19 protein-coding genes are annotated in these 18,355 nt (G+C 63.5%); 8 read left to right on the forward strand and 11 right to left on the reverse strand.

Annotated features, from left to right (window positions below; all coding sequences use genetic code 11):
* The 3 genes from ABI213_RS01705 to ABI213_RS01715 all read right to left on the reverse strand — a co-directional run.
* Positions 1 to 1,881 (reverse strand): efflux RND transporter permease subunit (locus ABI213_RS01705; RefSeq protein WP_348025859.1); only part of this gene is annotated, 1,881 nt, incomplete at its 3' end.
* The gene (locus ABI213_RS01710; RefSeq protein WP_348007797.1) at positions 1,878 to 3,074 is read right to left on the reverse strand and encodes an efflux RND transporter periplasmic adaptor subunit; all 1,197 of its coding nucleotides are present in this window, start codon (positions 3,072 to 3,074) and stop codon (positions 1,878 to 1,880) included. The genes ABI213_RS01710 and ABI213_RS01705, both read right to left, overlap by 4 nt.
* Entirely contained in the window at positions 3,071 to 3,544 is a 474-nt protein-coding gene (locus tag ABI213_RS01715; RefSeq protein WP_348007796.1) for a MarR family transcriptional regulator, read from the reverse strand. Before ABI213_RS01715 ends, ABI213_RS01710 begins: the two co-directional genes overlap by 4 nt.
* Positions 3,545 to 3,780: 236 nt before the next feature.
* On the opposite strand from ABI213_RS01715, the gene ABI213_RS01720 reads away from it, so the two are divergent.
* Positions 3,781 to 4,449 (forward strand): glutathione S-transferase, encoded by a 669-nt coding sequence (locus ABI213_RS01720; RefSeq protein ID WP_348025861.1) that lies wholly within the window; start codon positions 3,781 to 3,783, stop codon positions 4,447 to 4,449.
* Here ABI213_RS01720 and ABI213_RS01725 read toward each other — a convergent pair whose 3' ends face one another.
* The 7 genes from ABI213_RS01725 to ABI213_RS01755 form a co-directional block, all read right to left on the reverse strand.
* Positions 4,450 to 5,412: a Gfo/Idh/MocA family oxidoreductase gene (locus ABI213_RS01725; protein WP_348007794.1), complete on the reverse strand. Its 963-nt coding sequence runs from the start codon at positions 5,410 to 5,412 to the stop codon at positions 4,450 to 4,452.
* A 93-nt stretch (positions 5,413 to 5,505) separates the two neighbouring features.
* Positions 5,506 to 6,360, reverse strand: coding sequence for a class III extradiol dioxygenase subunit beta (locus tag ABI213_RS01730; protein ID WP_348007793.1), 855 nt, complete (start codon positions 6,358 to 6,360; stop codon positions 5,506 to 5,508).
* A gap of 1 nt (position 6,361) precedes the next feature.
* Positions 6,362 to 6,829 carry a protocatechuate 4,5-dioxygenase subunit alpha gene (gene ligA, locus ABI213_RS01735; RefSeq protein WP_348025863.1) on the reverse strand — a complete coding sequence of 156 codons (468 nt, stop codon included), beginning with the start codon at positions 6,827 to 6,829 and terminating at the stop codon, positions 6,362 to 6,364.
* 2 nt (positions 6,830 to 6,831) lie between these two features.
* Entirely contained in the window at positions 6,832 to 7,737 is a 906-nt protein-coding gene (locus ABI213_RS01740) for an amidohydrolase family protein (RefSeq protein WP_348006836.1), read from the reverse strand.
* A 77-nt stretch (positions 7,738 to 7,814) separates the two neighbouring features.
* Positions 7,815 to 8,498: a 4-carboxy-4-hydroxy-2-oxoadipate aldolase/oxaloacetate decarboxylase gene (gene ligK, locus ABI213_RS01745; RefSeq protein WP_348006839.1), complete on the reverse strand. Its 684-nt coding sequence runs from the start codon at positions 8,496 to 8,498 to the stop codon at positions 7,815 to 7,817.
* Positions 8,499 to 8,521: 23 nt separating this feature from the next.
* The gene (locus ABI213_RS01750) at positions 8,522 to 9,550 is read right to left on the reverse strand and encodes an amidohydrolase family protein (protein WP_348006838.1); all 1,029 of its coding nucleotides are present in this window, start codon (positions 9,548 to 9,550) and stop codon (positions 8,522 to 8,524) included.
* Between the two features lie 55 nt (positions 9,551 to 9,605).
* A complete protein-coding gene (locus ABI213_RS01755) occupies positions 9,606 to 10,295 on the reverse strand; it encodes a substrate-binding domain-containing protein (protein WP_348006835.1) in 690 nt (229 codons plus the stop codon).
* 124 nt (positions 10,296 to 10,419) lie between these two features.
* On the opposite strand from ABI213_RS01755, the gene ABI213_RS01760 reads away from it, so the two are divergent.
* From ABI213_RS01760 to ABI213_RS01785, 6 genes are all read left to right on the forward strand, one after another.
* Positions 10,420 to 11,325 carry a LysR substrate-binding domain-containing protein gene (locus tag ABI213_RS01760; protein WP_348006834.1) on the forward strand — a complete coding sequence of 302 codons (906 nt, stop codon included), beginning with the start codon at positions 10,420 to 10,422 and terminating at the stop codon, positions 11,323 to 11,325.
* A 62-nt stretch (positions 11,326 to 11,387) separates the two neighbouring features.
* Positions 11,388 to 12,215, forward strand: coding sequence for a basic amino acid ABC transporter substrate-binding protein (locus ABI213_RS01765; protein WP_348006833.1), 828 nt, complete (start codon positions 11,388 to 11,390; stop codon positions 12,213 to 12,215).
* 33 nt (positions 12,216 to 12,248) lie between these two features.
* Positions 12,249 to 13,001 carry an amino acid ABC transporter permease gene (locus ABI213_RS01770; protein WP_348025865.1) on the forward strand — a complete coding sequence of 251 codons (753 nt, stop codon included), beginning with the start codon at positions 12,249 to 12,251 and terminating at the stop codon, positions 12,999 to 13,001.
* A gap of 16 nt (positions 13,002 to 13,017) precedes the next feature.
* The gene (gene mmuM / locus ABI213_RS01775) at positions 13,018 to 13,983 is read left to right on the forward strand and encodes a homocysteine S-methyltransferase (RefSeq protein ID WP_348025867.1); all 966 of its coding nucleotides are present in this window, start codon (positions 13,018 to 13,020) and stop codon (positions 13,981 to 13,983) included.
* Positions 13,980 to 14,720 (forward strand): hypothetical protein, encoded by a 741-nt coding sequence (locus tag ABI213_RS01780; protein WP_348006450.1) that lies wholly within the window; start codon positions 13,980 to 13,982, stop codon positions 14,718 to 14,720. The genes mmuM and ABI213_RS01780 overlap by 4 nt, the downstream gene beginning before the upstream one ends.
* 93 nt (positions 14,721 to 14,813) lie before the next feature.
* Entirely contained in the window at positions 14,814 to 15,869 is a 1,056-nt protein-coding gene (locus ABI213_RS01785) for a DUF3616 domain-containing protein (protein ID WP_348006451.1), read from the forward strand.
* Here the strand turns inward: ABI213_RS01785 and ABI213_RS01790 are convergent.
* Complete coding sequence (locus tag ABI213_RS01790; RefSeq protein WP_348006452.1) at positions 15,853 to 16,650, reverse strand: IclR family transcriptional regulator; 798 nt, start codon at positions 16,648 to 16,650, stop codon at positions 15,853 to 15,855. The genes ABI213_RS01785 and ABI213_RS01790 overlap by 17 nt on opposite strands.
* Positions 16,651 to 16,839: 189 nt before the next feature.
* Here ABI213_RS01790 and ABI213_RS01795 point away from each other — a divergent pair, with 189 nt between their 5' ends.
* Positions 16,840 to 18,354: a sugar ABC transporter ATP-binding protein gene (locus tag ABI213_RS01795; protein WP_348006453.1), complete on the forward strand. Its 1,515-nt coding sequence runs from the start codon at positions 16,840 to 16,842 to the stop codon at positions 18,352 to 18,354.
* The last annotated feature ends 1 nt before the right edge of the window (position 18,355 follow it).

Genomic DNA, 18,355 nt, shown 5'->3' on the forward strand with positions numbered 1-18,355 from the left:
CGTCTTCATGGGCGGCCGCTCATCGCGGGGCTTCAGGTTGACGAACATGCGCCCGCTGTTCTGCGGGCCGCTGCCGCCGCTGAAAGAGTTCACAGTTGTCACGGCGGGGTCGGCGCGCAAGACATCGGCCACGCGGCCCTGCAGGCGCACCATATCCTGGAACGACGTGTCTTCGGACGCCTCGGTGGTTATGGCGATCTGTCCGATGTCCTCTTCCGGGAAGAAGCCCTTGGGAATGGTGACGAACAAGTACCAGGTGGCTGCCAGCGTTGCCAGGCCCACCAGCAGCACCAGCCCGCGATGGCGCAGTGCGACGTCGAGCGACCGGGTGTAGCCGCTCAAGGTGGCGTTGAAGCCGCGCTCGAACGAACGCACCAGCGCGCCCGGCTGCTTCTTGTGCGCGTCGTCGGTCAGGAAGCGGCTGGCCAGCATGGGCACCAGGGTCAACGACACAAAGGCCGACACCACGATGGACAAGCCCACCACCACGGCAAACTCGTGGAACAGCAGACCGATTACGCCGGGCATGAAAAAGATCGGGATGAACACCGCAATCAGCGAGGTGGACATGGAAATAATCGTGAAGCCCACCGCCCGCGAGCCGCGCAGGGCCGCCTGGAACGGGGGTACGCCCTCTTCCACCAGCCGGATGATTTCTTCCAGCACCACGATGGCATCGTCCACCACCAAGCCCACGGCCAACGTCAAGCCCAGCAAAGAGATGTTGTCCAGGCTGTAGTTCATGCCCCACAGCAGTGCCACCGCACCCACCAGCGACACCGGCAGCGACAGCGCCGGAATCACCGTGGCCACAAAGCGCCGCAAGAACAAAAAGATCACCAGCACCACCAGCACGATGGTGCCTGCCAAGGTCAAGGTCACGTCGTGCAGCGCCTCGCGCACCGACTTGGAACGGTCATTCACCGGGGTCATGCGTACCGACGCAGGCATTTGCGCCTGCAGATTGGGCAAGGCGGCCCGCAGTGCATCCACCACCTTCACGGTGTTGGCACCGGGCTGGCGCTGCACAGCCAGGGTGATGGACGGTTCACCGTTCAACGTGGCCCAGCTTTTCAGGGTTTCCAGGCTGTCCTCCACGCTGGCTACGTCTTTCAGCCGTACCGCGTTGCCGCCTTTGCTGCTGACGATCAGGTTGGCAAAGTCGGCGGCGTTGCGCAGTTGCCGGTTGGCCTGCAGCACCAGGGTTTGCTCCGGACCATCTAGCGTGCCTACCGGGGTATTGACGTTCGCCGACTTGAGCACGCTGCTCAGGTCGTCCAGGCCCAGGTTGCGCACCGCCAGGGCCTGCGGGTTCACCCGCACCCGCACGGCGTAGCGCTTAGAGCCGTACACGATGACCTGGGCTACACCGTCGATGGTGGAGAAGGTGGGCGAAATCAGATGCTCGGCAAAGTCCTGCAGGTCCGATGGGGTCAGCGACGGCGAGGTCATCGCCACCAGCAGAATCGGTGCATCCGCCGGATTCACCTTGCGGTACGACGGCGGATTGGTCATGTCGGTGGGCAGCGAGCGCTGGGCCCGCAGCAAAGCAGCCTGCACATCCACCGCCGCCGCGTCAACGTTGCGGCTCTCGTCAAATTCAAGGGTCAACGAGGTGCTGCCCAGCGTGCTGGTGGAGCTGATGGTTTTCAGGCCTGGCACGGTCTGGAATTGCTTCTCCAGAATCAGCGCCACCGAACTGGCCATGGTCTCGGGGCTGGCCCCCGGCAGGTTGGCCGACACGTTGATCACCGGTGTGTCATAGCTGGGCAAGGCCGCTACCGGAATGCTGCGGTAGCCAATCACCCCGGCCAGCACGATGGCCAAGTTCAGCAGCACCGTCATCACCGGACGGCGGATAAAAAGTTCAGAGAAGTTCATGGTGCAGCCGACTTGGAAGCCTCAGAGCTGGGCGTGCTGGCGGCCGACTTGGGGGCCGTGGCCCGCTCCACCAGGTGCGCGCCGGGGCGCACGTTCTGCTTGCCATCTACCACCACCTTGTCGCCCGGCTGTACACCGGTCACTGCTGCGTCCAGTCCTTGCGCGTACACCAGTTGCACTGGCTTCGAGACCGCCTTGCCGTCCTCCAGGGTATAGAGCACGGTGCCGCGTGCCCCCTGGATCAGGGCCGCCTGGGGCACCACCACGGCACCCTTGAGCACGTTGACGGTTTGCGATACCTCGACAAACGCGCCGGGCCAGAGCTTGCCCTCTTTGTTGTCAAACACCGCCTTGGCTTTGAGCGAGCCCGAGCTTGCATCCACCAGGTTATCGACAAACTGCAGCCGCCCTTTGAACACGCCGCCGTTGTCGGCCAGGGTGGCGGTGACCGGAGCGCCCTCGCCCTTGAGCGCTGCCAGGGCATCGCCCAGGTTGCGCTGGGGCAGGCTGAACGCCACGCCCATGGGGTCGAGCTGGGTAATGGTTACCAACGTAGTCACATTGGCCTGCACCGCGCTGCCTGCCGACACCGGTACCAGCCCTGCACGCCCGGCATGGGGGGCGGTGATGTGGTCAAACGACAGTGCCACCTTCGCCGCGTCGATAGCGGCCTGGTCGGCCGCCAGGGTGGCGGTCAGGCCATCGACACCGGCTTGCGCGGTGTCCAGTGCGCCTTGCGAAATAAAGTTTTGCGCCAGCAGGTCTTTGCTGCGGGCCAGTTGGCGTTTGGCATCGGCCATGGCGGCGGTGTCTTTGGCCAACTGGGCCTTGGCCTTGGCCACATTGGCCTCGTCGGCACGCGCATCCAGGGTGAACATCAACTGCCCGGCTTTGACGAACTGGCCCTCTTCGATGTGCACCTTGGCCACCACACTGGTCACCTGGGCCTTAACGTCCACGCTGGTCAGCGCCGTCACCGTGCCGGTGGCTTTAAGCACCACCGGCATGTCGCGCTGTTGGGCCAAGGCAGTAGTCACCGTCACGGGTGCACCCGCCGCCGATGCCGCTCCGGCGGGCGCAGCAGCAGAGGCCCCAGCAGCGGGCACGGCGACGTCGGACTTGCCGGAGCAGCCCCACAAGCCCAAGGCCACCAGGCCGCAGACAGTATTCAAAAGGAGAGGAGCAGACTTCATGGTGCTTGAGTGGATTCGGTGGATGCGGAAAAAGGTCGGAAAATACGCCAAAGTACGGCCAGCCCGGCTTGCAGAGTCTCTTGCTCCAGCGGTGTACAGACCGCCAAAACCGCCTTAAGTTCACCCTGCGCCCGGTCCTGGATCAACGCCAACTGCGCCAATCCGGCCGAAGTGGATTCCAGCCGGGACCGGCGGCGGTCTCCGGTGGCGGTTTGTGGCTGTACCAGCCCGGCCTGCACCAGGCGGTCTGCCATGGCCGAGGCGGTCGGCATGGTGACCCCCAAAAACACCGCAATATCGCCCATCGCACAACCAGGGCGGCGCGAGATGAAATTGAGGCAACGAAACTGCGGAACCGACAAACTGCCCTCCGCGCCATGGCGCATCGACATCCGAATCGCGTCCATCACGGCAGGCACTACATCCATCACTTTGGCAGCGGAATCTTGGGCGGTTAAACAGGTGTTCAAGGAGGTAACAGAAGGTAAATCAATGGGATGGGCACCGGGTTTATAAACGCAAAAGAACCCAAATACTTAGTCCAGCTAAGTTAAATGCTAAAACCGGACCTATCGGTTTCCCTTGCTGCATGCCCATCGCGCGCCAAGCCGGCATAAAAACAGCTTGTTTTTAAGCCTTTCAGTCTTCTAGCGCTGATTGCACCTGCACCAACCGCTCCATTTTTGATAGTAAAACCAAGGAAGCCATGCTCACCGTCCACCATCTGAACAATTCCCGCTCGCAGCGCGTGCTGTGGCTGCTGGAAGAACTGGAACTGCCCTACCAGTTAGAGAAATACCAGTGGGATGCCCAAACCATGCTGGCCCCGCCCAGCCTGCGCAAAGTGCATCCGCTGGGCAAATCGCCGGTGGTGACGGATGGCGACATGGTGCTGGCCGAATCGGGTGCCATCGTGGAAACCGTCATTGAGCACTACGGCCAGGGCCGTTTGGCACCCGCCCTGGGCACCCCCGAACGCCTGCGGTACCGCTATTGGCTGCACTACGCCGAAGGCTCGGCCATGCCGCCGCTGCTGCTCAAGCTAGTATTCGACAAGATCGAACGCACGCCCATGCCTTTCTTTGTGAAACCCATCGCCAAAGCCATCAGCGGCAAGGTCAAAAGCAGCTTCATCCTGCCGCAAATCACCACCCACCTGGACTTCATGGAAGCCGAGCTGGGCAAAAGCCTGTGGTTTGCAGGGGACGAATTTACCGGGGCCGACATCCAGATGAGCTTCCCCCTGGAAGCCGCCGCCGCCCGTGGCGGGCTGGATGCCACACGGCCGAAGCTGATGGCCTACCTGGCCCGCATCCATGCGCGGCCCGCCTACCAGCGGGCGCTGGCCAAAGGCGGGCCATTTACGCTGGGCTGATTACCCGGCTGCGTTCAGCTGCTGCTCCAACTGGTGCAGTACGCGGTAGCACGGCAGCACCTTGGCGACGCTGCTATTGGGTTCGCGACCTTCGCGGATGGCGGCGAAGAATTCGCGGTCTTGCAGCTCAATGCCGTTCATCGACACCGCCACTTTGCTCACGTCGATTTTCTCGTCCTTGCCGGTGTACAGGTCGTCGTAGCGGGCCAGGTAGGTCGCGGTATCGCCGATGTAGCGGAAAAAGGTACCCAGCGGGCCATCGTTGTTGAAGCTCAAACTCAGCGTGCAGATCGCGCCGTTGGCGGCCTTCAGCTGGATGCTCATGTCCATCGCAATGCCCAGGGCCGGGTGGATCGGGCCTTGCACGGCGTGGGCCTGCACGATGGGGCTGCCGCACTGGTAGGCAAACAGATCCACCGTGTGGGCCGCGTGGTGCCACAGCAGGTGGTCGGTCCAGCTGCGGGCTTCGCCCAGCGCATTGATGTTGGTGCGGCGGAAGAAGTAGGTTTGCACATCCATTTGCTGGATGTTGAATTGGCCCGCTTCAATTTGCTGGTGCACGTACTGGTGGCTGGGGTTGAACCGGCGGGTGTGGCCGACCATGGCGACCAGACCCGAGGTGGCGGCCAGGGCGGCGACTTCGCTGGCTCCGGCCAAGGTGTCGGCCAGGGGAATTTCCACCTGCACGTGTTTACCGGCCTGCAGGCATTGCAGGGTTTGGCTGGCGTGCATTTGGGTGGGCGTGCACAGGATGACGGCATCCACTTCGGCCAGAGCCAGACTGTCGGCCAGGTTGTCGGTCACGTGCTTGATGTCGTATTTGGCGGCGACTTCACGGGTTTTCTCCATGTCGCGGCCAATGACGGACACGGCTTCCACGCCGTCGATCAGCGCAATCGCGTCCAGGTGTTTGGTGCCGAAAGCGCCTGCGCCCGCCAGGGCGACTTTGATTGTCTTAGCCATATATGTTCTCTTCGTTCAAATATTGGAAATCTAGCCAGTGGAGGACCGAGCAACGCGGCACTGCGTGTCCGCCTTGGTCCGTCCCGCAATGTCTCAGGAGTTCTCCAGAATCAGGTGGCCAACGGCCGTGTTGGATGCGGGTACGTGGTAGAAGCGGTGCTTGAGCGTGGGGGCCGCGCCGCCGGCCACATCGGCCATCGCGCCACGGGCGATCAGCCACATCACCAGCTCAATGCCTTCGGAACCGGCTTCGCGCACATAGTCGATGTGCGGCTGGCTGGCCAGGCCATCGGGGTCGGCAATCAACTGGTCCAGGAAGGCGTTGTCCCACTCTTTGTTAATCAGCCCGGCGCGTGCGCCCTGGAGCTGGTGGCTCATGCCGCCCGTGCCCCAGATTTGCACGTTCAGAGGCTGGTCGAACGACTCGATGGCCTTGCGAATCGCCTTGCCCAGCTCGAAGCAGCGGCGACCCGACGGCACGGGGTACTGCACCACGTTGACAGCAAACGGAATCACCGGGCACGGCCAGGCTTCCGGCTGGCCGCACATCAGCGATAGCGGCACGGTCAGGCCGTGGTCCACGTCCATCTTGTTGACGATAGTCAAGTCAAAGTCTTGCTGGATTACCGACTGGGCGATATGCGCAGCCAGCTCCGGGTGGCCAAAGACCTTGGGCACTGGGCGCGGGCCCCAGCCTTCGTCGGCGGGCTGGTATTCGGCCGCAGTGCCGATGGCAAAAGTGGGAATCATGTCCAGGCTGAAGGCGGTGGCGTGGTCGTTAAAGACCAAAAAAATCACGTCGGGCTTGTTGTCCTTCATCCATTGCTTGGAATACTCGTAGCCTGCAAACAGCGGCTGCCAGTAGGGTTCGGTGGTCTTGCCCAGGTCGATGGCCGCGCCGATGGCGGGGACGTGGGAGGTGTAAACGCTGGCGGTAATTTTGGCCATATTAAATATTCGCTTTCTTGCCCGCAGCCGCTTGCGACTGCTTTGATCCACTGCCTTGGGGCTGGCGGTTTGCCTGGGCATCGCCGTCTTCGCCGACCACCCGATTGCCATTGACTGAGCGGCCACCGCCGACCATCATGTTGCGGTATTCCTCTTCGGTCATGTCGGTCATGCTGCCCGCCATTTGCTGGAAGCTCATGCCGTGGGTGGCGCCGATCTTGGCCAAAAAGTAGATGTTGCCGCCCTGGGCGATGCAACGGTTCAGGTCCATGTCCAACACGGCCAGCTTCTGGCCCTCGGTCATGGGCCAGGTATCCAGGTAGGCACGCTGGTCGGCTTTGAACTTTTCGCGGTTCTCGGCCTTCATCAGCGACATGCAGAACTGGTTCAGGTGGTAGCCCCTGCGGCTTTGCTCGGCATCGAAGATGGTGGTGCCGGGCACATCCAAATAGGGTTTATCGAGGGACACGTTCAGCTCCAGTACAGACGGTTGGGGTTATCCACCAGCAGCTTTTGCTGCAGTTCGGCGGTAGGGGCGATGTGCGGAATGAAGTCCACCAACAGGCCGTCGTCGGGCATGTGGTCTTTCAGGTTGGGGTGTGGCCAGTCGGTGCCCCACAGCGCGCGATCGGGAAACTGTTCGACGATGCGTTTGGCAAAAGGGATCACGTCCAGATAGGCGTTTTGTTCGCCGTTCAGGGCTTTGGGGCCGGTCACGCTCAGGCGCTCGGGGCAGGTGACCTTGCTCCACACATTGCTGTTGTCGCGCATGAACTTCTCGAACAGCGCGAACTGCGGGCCATCCACCGGCAGCGACACGTCGGGGCGGCCCATATGGTCCACCACCACGGTGGTCGGCAGCGCGGTAAAGAAGTCCCACAGCTCGGGCAGATCCACCGCTTCAAAGTAGATCACCACATGCCAGCCCCATGCGTGGATGCGGGTAGCGATTTCCAGCAGCTCGTCTTTGGGGGTGAAGTCCACCAGCCGCTTGACGAAGTTGAAGCGCACACCGCGCACACCGGCATCATGCATGGCCTGGATCTCGGCATCGCTGATGCTGCGCTTGACGGTGGCCACGCCGCGCGCCTTGCCGTTGGCGGCCTTGAGTGCATCGACCATGGCGCTGTTGTCCGAGCCGTGGCAGGTGGCCTGCACCACCACGTTCTTGGCAAACCCTAGGTGGTCGCGCAGGGCGAACAGCTGGGCTTTGGAGGCATCGCAGGGGGTGTACTTGCGCTCGGGGGCAAACGGAAATTCCGCGCCGGGGCCAAACACGTGGCAATGCGCATCCACAGCGCCTGCGGGCAGTTGGAAGCGGGGCGTGGATGGGCCGGTGTACCAGTCCATCCAGCCGGGGGTTTTGGTGAATTCCATAACAATCTCCGAATACTATGATTTTTATAGCTGCCTACGCAGGTGGAATATGCGCTGGAAGCCGATTTTCTTTAAATTTAGTCGATGTACTTCAAACCGGCTTTTTCCAGCGGTTCGCGCATCTTGTACATGTCCAGACCCAGCACACCGGCGGCCAGCTTGGCGCGCTTTTCGCCTTCGAAGCTTTCGCGGTGCTCGGCGGTTTCGGCTACCTGCATGGCGATGCCTGCGGGCACCACCACGATGCCGTCCACGTCGGCAATCACCACGTCGCCGGGGTTGACGATGGCGCCGGCGCAGATCACCTGCACGTTGACCGAACCCAGCGTGGCCTTGATCGTGCCCTTGGCGTGGATGGCTTTGCTGAACACCGGGAAGCCCATTTTTTGCAGCTCGTCCACGTCGCGCACGCCGCCGTCGATGATCAGGCCCTTGGCACCGCGTGCCTGGAAGCTGGTGGCCAGCAGGTCGCCGAAGAAGCCGTCCTCGTTCTCGGTGGTACAGGCGGCCACGGCCACATCGCCGGGCTGTAACTGCTCTGCGGCCACATGCATCATCCAGTTGTCGCCGGGTTGCAGCAGCACGGTCACCGCCGTGCCGCAGATCTTTGCGCCCTGGTAGACGGGGCGCATATAGGGCTTCATCAGGCCGACGCGGCCCATGGCCTCGTGGATGGTGGCCACGCCAAGTTTGGACAGGCGCTCTACGGCGGCGGGGTCGGCGCGGACGATATTGCGTTTGACGATGCCTAGGTTGTTCATGCTCATATGTGGCTCCTGAAGTGTTAGCGGCCTTGGGCCTTGAGGGCGGTATCGAGGCGCGGGAACACGCGGCGGGCGTTGCCCTCGTAGATCTGGGCGCGGTCGGCATCGCTCAAAATCTTGGACGCTTCGATGTAGCGCTTGGTGTCGTCGTAGTAGTTGCCGGTTTCGGGGTCAATGCCACGCACCGCGCCGATCATTTCGCTGGCAAACAGCACGTTTTTCACCGGAATCACGGTGTTCAGCAGGTCGATGCCGGGCTGGTGGTAGACGCAGGTGTCGAAATAGATGTTGTTCAGCAAATGCTCGCTCAGCAGCGGCTTCTTCAGCTCTTGCGCCAAGCCCCGGAAACGGCCCCAGTGGTAAGGCACTGCGCCGCCGCCGTGCGGAATCAAAAAGCGCAGCGTGGGGAATTCCTTGAACAGGTCGCTGGTCAGGCACTGCATGAAGGCCGTGGTGTCGGCGTTCAGGTAGTGCGCGCCGGTGGTGTGGAAGCAGGCGTTGCAGCTGGTGCTGACGTGGATCATGGCGGGGATGTCGTACTCCACCATCTTCTCGTAAATCGGGTACCAGGCCTTGTCGCTCAACGGGGGCGAATTCCAGTGGCCGCCGCTCGGGTCCGGGTTCAGGTTGATGCCGACATTACCGTACTCTTTGACGCACTTTTCCAGCTCAGGAATGCAGGTGGCGGGGTCTACGCCCGGGCTTTGCGGCAGCATGGCTGCGCCGATGAAATGCTGGGGAAACAACTGCGCCACGCGGTAGCAAAGCTCATTGCAAATCGCCGCCCAGGTGCTGGACACATTGAAGTCGCCAATGTGGTGGGCCATGAAGCTGGCGCGCGGGCTGAAGATAGTCAGGTCGGAGCCGCGCTCTTTCATCAGGCGCAGCTGGTTGGATTCGATGGTTTCGATCAGCTCGTCGTCGCTGATTTTCAGGTCAGACACCTTCGGCATCATGGCCGGGTCTTTGATACCGGCGATCTGCTGGTTGCGCCAGTTCTCCAGCGATTTGGGGGCCGTGGTGTAGTGACCGTGGCAGTCGATGATCAGGGGTTTTGTCATGGCGTGGGTCTCCGGGGTTTGCATTTAATGTGTGGGCAAATTCTTAAGCGGGGTCCATCCCCTGGGCGCGCTTGGTGTCGGCAACGATGGGGGAATGCATGTACTCCAGCATGGCGCGCACGGCATCGGGCTGCACGCTGTTCGTCGCCACACCGGCTGAAAAAATCGTGGTGACCTGGATCGCCGGTGGCAACGGCCCCAGGATGGTGATGCCGTCCAGCGGCAACAGTTCGCTCAGCTGCTGAAAGCCCAGCTCCACCTCGCCACGTGCTACCAACGCGCCTACGGGCACACCGGGCGGGGCTTGGACGATGCGGCTCTGAATGTCGGCGGCAATGCCCCAGCGCTCGAACAGCTTGGCCAGCGCCACGCCGCTGGGCCCCGTGGAATAGCTAATGCTGCGGGCGGCCAGCACGGCAGCGCGTACGGCTTCTTCGCTGGAAATATCGGGACGGGGCGCATCCGCGCGCACCGCCACCGCCACACCGGAGCGGACCAGGTCCACCCGGGAACCCGCCCGCAGATGGCCGGCAGCGATCAGCTTGTCGATGGCATCCGAGGCCAGCACCACCACGTCAAACGTTTCACCGGCCTGCACGCGCTTGGCCGCGTCTACGCCGCCCACAGAGGCCATTTCCACGCGAAAACCAGAACGCTGCTGGAAACCCGCCACCAATTCGGCCAGCAGCAGGCGCGTAGCCATCGAAGAAATACCCTTGATTACCGTCGTCATGGCAGACCGTTCACAGAGTGGGACATGGCCGCCATTGTGGTCACGGGGCGGCTCAAAGCCAAGGTGGTAGTTTCTCTATCAGATATTGCAATTCGGCATAATAGGAATACAGATATAGCCAAATATGGATCTCAAACAAATCGAATATTTCGTCCGTGTGGCCGAACTCGGCAGCTTCACGCGCGCTGCGGTGGCGCTGGACATGGCCCAGCCCGCCCTGAGCCGCCAGGTGCGCCTGCTGGAGGTAGAGCTGCGGCAAAACCTGCTGGTGCGCAATGGCCGGGGCGCCTCGCCCACCGAGGCAGGCAAGCTGCTGCTGGAGCACGGCCGGGGCATCCTGCACCAGGTCGAACGCGCCCGCGAAGAGCTGGGCCGGGTGCGCGGCGGGCTCGCGGGCCGGGTCGCGATTGGCCTGCCCAGCAGCCTGGCGCGCGTGCTCACCGTGCCGCTGACGCGGGCCTTCCGCCAGCAAATGCCAGACGCATCTTTGTCGATCCGCGAAGGTCTGTCGGTGGATTTGCAGCAGTCGCTGGTCACCGGGCGGCTGGACATTGCCGTGCTCTACAACGCCCAAAGCACCGCAGAAACCGACATCAGCCCGCTGATGGAAGAAGAACTGCTGCTGGTTCAGGCCCGCCCGCCCGGCCTGTCCGAAGACCCGCCGCCCGCCCCCATTGCGCTCAAGGCCATTGCCCAGTTGCCGCTGGTCATCCCCAGCCGCCCCAACGCCATCCGCATGCATGTCGAGGCCGAGATGGCCAAAATCAGCTGCCGCCCACTGGTGGCACTGGAGATAGACGGCGTGGCCGCCATCCTTGACCTGGTGGCCGATGGTGCGGGCAGCGCCCTGCTGTCGCGCCACGCCGTGGCCAGCTCGATCCGCCCTTCCGCCTTTACCACCCGCGCCATCCACCAACCGGCCCTGCGCACCAAGGTCAGCCTGGCGACCAGCTCGCTGCGCCCCAGCACGCTGACCCAGCAGGCCACGCTGGAACTGATACGCCGCACGGTGGCGCAGTGGGCGGGGTAAACCCGCACCCGCATAATCCAGCCCTGTCTAAAACCTACCAGCCGCATTGCGCAGCACTTCCCATGACCTTCAAACGCCAGCTCCTCCAGTCCGTCGCCGCCCTGTCCGTGGGCCTGTTCCTGAGCGGCTGCGGCAAAGCGCCACCGGCCCCCGTGGCGGCCGAGCCTGCCGCATCGGCAGCGGCTGCGCCCGCCCCCGCACCGGCGGCCAAAGTGGTCACCGTGGGCACCGACCCGACCTACGCACCGTTTGAGTTCCAGAACGAAAAGGGCGAAATCGTCGGTTTCGACATCGACGTGCTGACCGCCGCCGCCCACAAGACCGGGCTGGAAGTGAAGTTCGTCAGCACCCCATGGGAAGGCGCCTTCACCGCGCTGGCCCAGGGCGACCGCGATGTGCTGGTGTCAGCTATCACCATCACCGACGAACGCAAGCAGACCATGGACTTTTCTGATTCCTACTTCGAGGCCCGCCAGCTGATCGCCGTGCCCGCCCAATCCGCCGTCACCAAGCTGGACGACCTGAAGAAGAAAAAGATCGGCGTGCAAACCGGCACCACCGGCGAAGAAGTTGTGGTCAAGCTGCAAGGCAAAACCAGCACCAACATCAAACGCTTTGAATCCACTCCGCTGGCCCTGGCCGAGCTGGCGGCGGGAGGCGTAGATGCGGTGGTAGCCGACAACGGCGTGGTCATCCATTACCTGGCCAACAACCCGAACGCGGGCTTCAAATCCATCAGCGACGCAGGCTTTGCCCCCGAGTTCTACGGCGTGGCCGTGAAGAAGGGCAACGCCGAGTTGCTGGCCCAGATCAACAAGGGCCTGGCCGACATCAAGGCCGATGGCAGCTACCAAGCCATCAACGACAAGTACTTCAAACAAGCCAAGTAAACCCAGGCGCAAACGGAGCACAAGGAGCACGCAATGGTCTGGCGTTGGGACATTCTGGCCGGGTACGGCCCCCTGTTTGCGCAGGGCCTGTGGATGACGGTGCAGCTCACGGTGATTGCCACCGGCGCCGGCATGCTGCTGGGCGCAGCCGTGGGGCTGGTCAACACCAGCAGCCTGGCCCCGCCCTCCCCGGCCTGGCCGCTGGCCTGGGCCTTGAAGCTGCTGCGTGCGCTGGCCACGGCCTACGTGACCTTCTTTCGCGGCACGCCGCTGTTTGTGCAGATCTTGCTGGTCCACTTTGCGCTGATGCCGCTGCTGATCCACCCGGACGGCGGCTGGCTGCTGCAGGGCGAGATGGCCCGCGAATTCCGGCAAGAGCACGGGGCTTTCTTCTCCGGCGCAGTGGCGCTCACGCTGAACGCCGGGGCCTACATTTCGGAAATCTTCCGCGCGGGCATCCAAAGCATCCATTCCGGGCAGAACGCCGCCGCCCAAAGCCTGGGTATGACGCCCTGGCTGAGCATGCGCTACATCGTGCTGCCGCAGGCCTTTCGCCGCATGGTGCCTGCGCTGGTGAATGAAATGGTGGCCTTGGTCAAAGACACCTCGCTGGTCTCGGCCATCGGCCTGCTGGAGCTGGCCATGGCCGCGCGCACCGTGGCCGGGGCCTATTCGCGCTACTGGGAACCGTACCTGGCCATCTCCGCCATGTACCTGGTGCTGACCTGGACCCTGTCGCACCTGGCCAAAAAACTCGAAGTGCCGGAACACGCACGCGGGCGCTAACTTTTACCCTTCCAAAATGTCCCTTTCTTCCCCTCTCACTGCTTTCTTCGCCCAGCGCCCGCTGGTGATTCTGGACGGCGCACTGGCCACCGAGCTGGAGCGCCGGGGTGCCGACCTGAACGACCCGCTGTGGTCGGCCAAGCTGCTGATCGAACAGCCCGCGCTGATCTACCAGGTGCACCTGGACTACTTCCAGGCCGGGGCCGATGTGGCCACTACCGCCAGTTACCAGGCCACCTTTGAAGGCTTTGCCCAACGCGGTTTCGATGCCGCCACCGCCGCCCAGCTAATGCGCAATGCGGTGCGGCTGGCGGTGGAAGCGCGCGACACCTTCTGGGCCGAACCGGCCAACCGCGTCGGCCGCATCCAGCCGCTGGTGGCCGCATCGGTCGGCCCCTACGGTGCCATGCTGGCCGACGGCTCGGAATACCGCGGCCACTACGGCCTGAACGAAGAGGCCCTGATGGACTTCCACCGCCCCCGGCTGGCCGTGCTGGTAGATGCGGGAGCCGATCTGCTGGCCCTTGAGACCATCCCCTGCCTAGCCGAGGCCCGCGCCATCGCCCGCCTGCTGCCCGAATTCCCCGGCGCGGCGGCATGGATCAGCTTCTCCTGCCGCGATGGCCTACACACCAGCGAGGGTGAGCTGCTGGGCGACTGTGTGGCCGCACTGGACGGCTTTGAGCAGGTGGTGGCCGTGGGCGTGAACTGCACGGCGCCCGAATTTATTGCCTCGCTGGTCGACCAGATGCACGCCCGCACCGCCAAGCCGTTGCTGGTCTACCCCAATTCGGGCGAACACTACGACCCCGCCCACAAGCAATGGCACGGCAACCCCAGCGCCTCCCACTTCGCCGACCAGGCCAGCGGCTGGCATGCGCGCGGGGCCCGGCTCATCGGTGGCTGCTGCCGCACCTCGCCCGACGACATTGCGGCCGTGCACCAGTGGGCCAGCACATCGCTGCCACCTACCACCGCATGAAGCGGGTCGCCGCCGCGCTGCTTTGGGCCTGCCTGGGCGCGGCCTACGCCACCAGCTTTGAAGACATCCAGCGCATCAAGGCCACCGAGGGCATCCCCCGCTGGCGCGAAGCCGCGCAGCGGGCGCGGGCGCTGCGGGCCGACCCGCCCACCGACGCAGCAGCTGCCGCATGGGCAGCCCTGGATGCCCAAACCGACCCCCAGGTCGGCAAGGCACCGCTGGACCAGACCACCGGCACGCTCACCAATGCCGACCTGGTGGTCAACGCCAGCTGGTTGCGCTGGCGCGTGCTGTCAGAAAACGCCGACGCGCGCTACTCGTTCGCCTACGCCATGGACCTGGGCCGCATGCGCAATAACGAGGGCGACTACGACCAGGAAGCCATCATCTTTTTGTTCCACGCCAAGCTGGCGCTGACCCTGGACGGCATGCGCTGCACCGACCGCAGCAAGGCCGAGCACCTGCAAACCTGGTACGCCGGGCTGGACCGCCTGCAGCCGCTGGCCCAAAAAGCCGCCCGCATGCGGCTGCCCGACAAATCCGCCGCTATCCTGGAGGCCATCACCATGGAAGAAATGCTGGGCGAGCGCCCCGCCATGGGCTGGCTGTGCCCGCGCCGCGATGCCGAAATACCGTCCACCGTCGCACCACCGCGCTACCTGTCCAGTGATGCCTGGCGCAAGTACCGCAAGGATTTGCTGGAGCAATTGACCCGCAATGCGCTGAAAGACCTGTAGCGAAAAATTTATAAGAAATAAGCCTCCAGCGCAGGTAGCACCTGCGCTGGCAGCTTCTATTTTTATAGCAACCCAATTTTGGAGCCCGCCACCATGCAGCCCTCTACACCGCTTGCCCGCACTGCCGCCGGTCTGCTTCTGGCCGTGGCCAGCGTGCAGGCCCAGTCCGCACCGCCCAGCATCCAGCCGCATGGCGGGCTGTGGCCGGTGCAGGCCGGGTTCGACTTCGAGCTGGGCAAGAAGAAGGCGCTGAAAACCCGCCAGTCGGTCAGCGGCATCGCCTGCAGCCTCAACGCCCGCCAAGAGCGCGTCTGCCTGCTGGCGTTTGACGAAGGCGTGGAGGCGCGCTGGGCCACATTGAAAAATGAGGCCATGGTGGCCGAACCCACCCCGCTGCCGCTGCGCGACAACACCGGCGAGCTGGATGCCGAGGGCGCGGCCACCGACGGTCACTACTTCTACGTCACCGGCTCGCATTCGGCCAAGCGCAACAGCTGCGAGAGCAACCCGCACAGCCGCCACGTCATCCGCTTCCAGCGCGACCCGGCCACCGGTCGCGCCCTGCGCAGTGCCAGCGCTGCACTGGTGGGCTACGCCGATACCGGGCGCTTGTGGAGCGTGATGCAGGCCCAGCCCGAGTTAAAAGCCTTTGCCAAGGAACAAGCCTGCCTGGGCACAACGGCCGGGGTCAACATCGAAGGCTTGGCCGTGCGCGACGGGCGTTTGTACTTCGGCCTGCGCAGCATGGCGGCGGTACTGGCGGTAGATGCCGACGCCTTGTTCAGCCCCAGCGCTGCCGTGCAGGCCACAGTAACCCCGCTGGTGCTGGGCACAGGGCGCGGCATCCGCGACATGGAAGCCGTAGACAAGGGTTTTCTGCTGCTGGCCGGGCCAGACGATGTGGAAGTCCACCAGCGAGGCGTGGGCTGGACCTTCGCCTGGTGGGACGGTCAAGCCAGCCCCACGCCGGTCACGCCCAAGCTACTGGCATCGCTGGACCTCAGCAAAGTCAAACTGCGCGACTGCGACAAGGAAATCAAACCCGAAGCCCTCACGGTGCTGAAAGAAACGCCCAGCAGCTTCGAGGTGCTGGTGCTGTCGGACGGCCTCTGCGACGGCGGGCCGCTGGCGTTTACGGTGCCGAAGTAGCCAAGGTCAGCAAAGACAGCGCCCGCGCCGCCTCCAGCAAATGGGCCCGTGCGTCGGCCTCGGTCGGCCCAGCATGCCGGTCGATGCGGCGGATGTAGGGGCAGGTCAGCGCCGCCAGGGCGTTGCCGTCCACGCCCAGAATCGGGTACGAAATATCCACCACACCAAACGACTGCAGGCTGTCGCCCTGCCAGTAGCCTAGCTGGCGTACGGTGTCGGCCACGGCGGCCAGGGCCGCGCTGTCCATGGGTACCTCGCCGTCCAGCGTGGTGTGCTCGGCCAGCATGCGTTGGGCGCGTTCCGCATCGCTAAAGGCCAGCAGCACGTGGCCCGAGGCCGAGTCCAACAGGCCCACGCGCGCGCCCAGCCGGGTGGACATGCCCCAGGCGCTGGGGCCGTTGACCTGGGCGGTGATCAGCACGCTGCCGCGGTCGTACACGCCCATGTGGCACGACTGCTCGGCCCGCTGGGCAAACACATCCATCAACGGCAGGGCCTGCGACACCAGGCGGTTCAGCGGCGGGTGCATGTGGGCCAGCGCAAACAGTTTCAGGCTCAGCGCATACCGGTCGCCCGACAACGAGCGCACCACGTATTGGCGCACCACCAGCCGCTCCAGCATGCGGTAAATCTCGCTGGCGCCCCGGTCCATGGCCTTGACGATTTCGGCCCGGGTCAGGCCCTGGGGTTGGCTGGCCAACAGCTCCAGGATGTCCAAGCCCTTGTCGAGGGCGGGTGCGCGGTAGCGGTCATCGGGTGCCAGGTTGTCTGCTTTTGCCATAGATGTCATGGGTTCTGGACTTACGCAAGAACCTTTGTGCCCCTAGCGGGCGGCACAAAGGGCACTGCGTAAGTCCTATGGTTATTGAGGGAAAGTACCAACACGCGCTGGCGGTTCCACGCCCTAGTATTGCGCCCAATGTTCATCCATGAACACTTTGTTTGCATATAAATACAAACCCTATACCGCATGGCCGCCCTTATCTCCATCACCCATCTGACCAAGTCGTTCCCCGGCGTGAAGGCGCTGAACGGCTGCCAGTTTGAACTGGCTCCCGGCGAGGTGCATGCGCTGATGGGAGAAAACGGCGCAGGCAAATCCACGCTGATGAAGGTGCTGGCGGGCGTGTACACCAAAGACGCGGGCGAGATCCACCTGGACGGCAAGGCGGTAGAGATCCCCACGCCCCGCGCAGCACAGGCCCTGGGCATCGGCATCATCCACCAGGAGCTGAACCTGATGAACCACCTCAGCGCCGCGCAAAACATCTTCATCGGGCGCGAGCCCATGGGGCGCTTCGGCCTGTTTGTGGACCAGCAAAAAATGGTGGTGGACACCCAAGCCATCTTCGACCGCCTGCACCTGCAACTCGACCCGCGCGTCGAGGTGGGCGAGCTCACCGTGGCCAAGCAGCAGATGGTGGAGATTGCCAAGGCCTTGTCGTTCGACTCCCGCGTGCTGATCATGGACGAGCCCACCGCCGCCTTGAACAACGCCGAGATCGAAGACCTGTTTCGCATCATCCGCCAGCTCAAAAGCCAGGGCGTGGGCATCGTCTACATCTCGCACAAGATGGACGAGCTCAAGGTCATCAGCGACCGGGTCACCGTGATGCGCGACGGCGAGACCATCGGCACCGTGCCCACCGCCACCACCAGCATGGACACCATCATCGCCATGATGGTGGGCCGTGCGTTGGAAGTCCACCAGCCGGTGGCCTATGCCCATACCGATGACAGCGACACCGTGATGCTGGAAGTCAAGGGCCTGAACCGGGGTCGCAGCATCAAGAACGTGAGTTTTAACGTGCGCAAGGGCGAGATTCTGGGCTTTGCCGGGCTGATGGGCGCAGGCCGTACCGAGGTGGCACGGGCCATCTTTGGGGCCGATGCACGCGATGCGGGGGAGATCCGCATCAAGGGCCAGGCCGTCAACATCCAAACCCCCAGCGACGCGGTCAAGTTCGGCATCGGTTACCTATCCGAAGACCGCAAACGCTACGGCCTGGCCACCGGCATGGACGTGCAATCCAACATTTTGCTGGCCAACCTGAAGAATTTTGTCTCCCTAGGCTTCTGGCTCAAGCGCGGCGATATTGAAACCGTGGCACAAAAGTACGTCACCCAGTTGGGCATCAAAACCCCGTCCATCTTCCAGCGCGCCGGGCTGCTGTCGGGCGGCAACCAGCAAAAGATCGTCATCGCCAAATGGCTGCTGCGCGACTGCGAGGTGCTGTTTTTTGACGAGCCCACGCGCGGCATCGACGTAGGCGCCAAGAGCGAAATCTACAAGCTGCTGCACGCCCTGGCCGAACAGGGCCGCGCCATCGTGATGATCTCCAGCGAGCTGCCCGAGGTGCTGCGCATGAGCCACCGCATCGTGGTGATGTGCGAGGGCCGCATCACCGGCGAGCTGTCGGCCGCCGAGGCTACCCAAGAAAAAATCATGCAACTCGCGACCCAGCGCGAAGTGCTCACCCACTAAA

The organism is Rhodoferax sp., assembly GCF_039922535.1.
Classification (GTDB): domain Bacteria; phylum Pseudomonadota; class Gammaproteobacteria; order Burkholderiales; family Burkholderiaceae_C; genus Rhodoferax_B.

Excerpts from the sequence above, each read along its gene's own strand:
- ABI213_RS01730 (WP_348007793.1), bottom strand. The coding sequence starts at position 6,360 with ATGGCCAAAATTACCGCCAGCGTTTACACCTCCCACGTCCCCGCCATC.
- ABI213_RS01780 (WP_348006450.1), top strand. The coding sequence starts at position 13,980 with ATGAAGCGGGTCGCCGCCGCGCTGCTTTGGGCCTGCCTGGGCGCGGCC.
- ABI213_RS01795 (WP_348006453.1), top strand. The coding sequence starts at position 16,840 with ATGGCCGCCCTTATCTCCATCACCCATCTGACCAAGTCGTTCCCCGGC.
- ABI213_RS01755 (WP_348006835.1), bottom strand. The coding sequence starts at position 10,295 with ATGACGACGGTAATCAAGGGTATTTCTTCGATGGCTACGCGCCTGCTG.
- ABI213_RS01765 (WP_348006833.1), top strand. The coding sequence starts at position 11,388 with ATGACCTTCAAACGCCAGCTCCTCCAGTCCGTCGCCGCCCTGTCCGTG.
- ABI213_RS01740 (WP_348006836.1), bottom strand. The coding sequence starts at position 7,737 with ATGGAATTCACCAAAACCCCCGGCTGGATGGACTGGTACACCGGCCCA.
- ABI213_RS01770 (WP_348025865.1), top strand. The coding sequence starts at position 12,249 with ATGGTCTGGCGTTGGGACATTCTGGCCGGGTACGGCCCCCTGTTTGCG.
- ABI213_RS01760 (WP_348006834.1), top strand. The coding sequence starts at position 10,420 with ATGGATCTCAAACAAATCGAATATTTCGTCCGTGTGGCCGAACTCGGC.
- ABI213_RS01785 (WP_348006451.1), top strand. The coding sequence starts at position 14,814 with ATGCAGCCCTCTACACCGCTTGCCCGCACTGCCGCCGGTCTGCTTCTG.
- ABI213_RS01725 (WP_348007794.1), bottom strand. The coding sequence starts at position 5,412 with ATGGCTAAGACAATCAAAGTCGCCCTGGCGGGCGCAGGCGCTTTCGGC.
- ABI213_RS01720 (WP_348025861.1), top strand. The coding sequence starts at position 3,781 with ATGCTCACCGTCCACCATCTGAACAATTCCCGCTCGCAGCGCGTGCTG.
- ligK (WP_348006839.1), bottom strand. The coding sequence starts at position 8,498 with ATGAACAACCTAGGCATCGTCAAACGCAATATCGTCCGCGCCGACCCC.
- ABI213_RS01790 (WP_348006452.1), bottom strand. The coding sequence starts at position 16,650 with ATGGCAAAAGCAGACAACCTGGCACCCGATGACCGCTACCGCGCACCC.
- mmuM (WP_348025867.1), top strand. The coding sequence starts at position 13,018 with ATGTCCCTTTCTTCCCCTCTCACTGCTTTCTTCGCCCAGCGCCCGCTG.
- ABI213_RS01710 (WP_348007797.1), bottom strand. The coding sequence starts at position 3,074 with ATGAAGTCTGCTCCTCTCCTTTTGAATACTGTCTGCGGCCTGGTGGCC.